Source organism: Sulfurovum sp. bin170, from assembly GCF_010892395.1.
Lineage (GTDB): Bacteria > Campylobacterota > Campylobacteria > Campylobacterales > Sulfurovaceae > UBA1140.
Window position 1 is genome coordinate 1 of the sequence record NZ_JAACKB010000333.1, and the last position, 2,276, is coordinate 2,276.

The following is a 2,276-nucleotide window of genomic DNA, read 5'->3' on the forward strand; positions in this document are numbered from 1 at the left end:
AAAGGATAAAAATGTTGAAAAACTATTAGAGTATCAAAGATTAATAGCAAAAATTACGGAAGATAATAGGCGATTACGAGAAATAGAGGAGCATAAGGCAGAGTTAGATAGAGCTAAAAGAGAGATGATAGCTCTATATAATAAGGTAGTGGAAAAAGAGGAGTTAGCAGAGCAAGATGAAGAGACTATTATTGCTTATAATAAAAGTGTAAAGAAGAAAACAAAAAGTAAAGCTAAACGAAAACAAGAGACAAAAAAAACAAGAGAAGAGTATAATAAAAAAGCAAATGAGGTGAAAGATAAAACAATAGAATACAGAGAAAAGACTCTTGTTACTTCACAACAAAAGAAAGATGTAAAAGTTAAAATGGATATGTTCGCAGAAGAAAATAGTAAAGGTACTCTTTCTAAATCCAAAAAAGATATTTTTGAAATGGCTAATAATATGTTGAAGGATGACTTAATAGAAAAAGCAAATAATGAAGTAAACAAAGGTACAAAAGAAATATCTTATATAAGTGCTACATTAAATCCTAATAAAAAGGCAAAAGAAGAAAAAGATAAAACAATAGCACTTTTAGATAATCCAAAACAGAAGAGAAGAAATTCTCCAGATTTCATGTAGGGGCTAATAATGAAAAATGGTGAATATAGCAATATTTTAGAGATTGGATACAAGCTTGGGAGTTATGAGATTCTTACTAAGCTTGGAGAGGGTGGATTTGGAATTACCTATAAAGCTAAACATATTCACCTAGAGACCATAGTGGTCATCAAAGAGTATATGCCTGTCTCTATGGCTGTTAGAGATAGAGATAGTATCTCTATTACAGTAACGAGTCAAGATAATATAGAGGATTATCAGTTTGGATTAGAGAAGTTTTTGAGTGAGGCCAAGATATTGGCTTCGTTTAAACACCCCAATATTGTAGGAATAAATGACTTTTTTGAGGCGAACAATACTGCCTACTTTGTTATGCCTTTTGTTGATGGTATTACACTAGGTGATTATCTTGAAGATATGGGTGGAGAGGTGAGCCAAGAGCAACTTTTAAGCCTAATGGTTCCAATACTAGAAGGGTTAAGAGAGACACACTCCAAAGGGATACTACATAGAGATATAAAACCTGATAATATCTTTTTGACTAAAGAGGGTACTCCAATTTTAATAGATTTTGGAGCGGCAAGAATTGATTTTGCTCGAAAATCAGAGAGTATCAATGCTGTTTTGACTCCACCTTATGCACCATCAGAGCAGTATGGAAGTAGTGCTATGCAGGGTCCTTGGACTGATATTTATGCTTTGGGGATGGTGCTATATAAGCTAGTTACAAATTTTGACTCTGCTGATATTCCACCCTCTATAGACAGAGCTACTTCTGTCTATTCTGGAGATGTTGACCCTTTGGCTCCTATGGATAGCTCTTATTATAGTGATGAATTTAAACAGCTCATTTTAAAAGCCTTAGCTATTAATGCAAAAGATAGATTCCAAAGTGCTGTTGAGATGATAGAGGCTTTTGTTGGGATTAACAATGCGGATAGAACGATGGAGGAGACTTCAACACAACCTATCCAAGAGGAGAGAAGAGAATCAAGGGGCGAACAGACAGTAGTTAGAGATGAGTCAATAGAGCAATCTATTTCCCCTACAGAAAAAAAGAGTAACAAGGGGATAGTGGCTGTTGGTATTTTTACTCTTCTTTTCGCATCTGCTGGAGCTTTTTGTGTGTTGAGTGAGAGTTGTCTGCAAGAGGAGGCTCAAAAAGAGAGTAGTATCAAAGAGAGTGAAGATACCAATAGTTCAAATGCTAAAAAGATAGCTACTGTTGTTACAGCAGAGTCAAATATAACAGAGACATCTAAAGAACAAATTATACAAATATCAGCAGATAAAGCTTTTAAAGATGGTAAAGAGCTACTTGATAGTGGTGCTATAGATGAGGCAGAAGAGTATTTTGAGATTGCATCTAGTCAAGGTCATATTAAATCAAAAGTATATCTAGGGCAAATTGCAGAGTCAAGGAAAAATTTTAAGGATGCTAAAAAACAGTACTATGAGTCTGCAAAGACAAATGATTTAGAGGGGCAGTTTTTTTATGCAAGAATGATGGGATTAGAGAATAACGAACCAAAAGAGAAGTACTGGTATAAAAAATCTGCATCACAAGGTCATTTGAAAGCAAAGTTTATATTAGCTCAAATAGAGTATTCTAATAAACAGTATGGTGATGCTCAAAAACTTTATGAAGAGGTCTTAAATAGTAAAGAGTTAG

2 protein-coding genes are annotated in these 2,276 nt (G+C 34.2%); both read left to right on the top strand.

The features are described from left to right. On the top strand, positions 1-625 hold a 625-nt coding region (locus tag GSY74_RS07885), incomplete at its 5' end, for a hypothetical protein (RefSeq protein ID WP_164664556.1). 9 nt (positions 626-634) lie between these two features. Then, the coding region (locus GSY74_RS07890; RefSeq protein ID WP_164664557.1) for a protein kinase at positions 635-2,276 on the top strand (1,642 nt) is incomplete at its 3' end.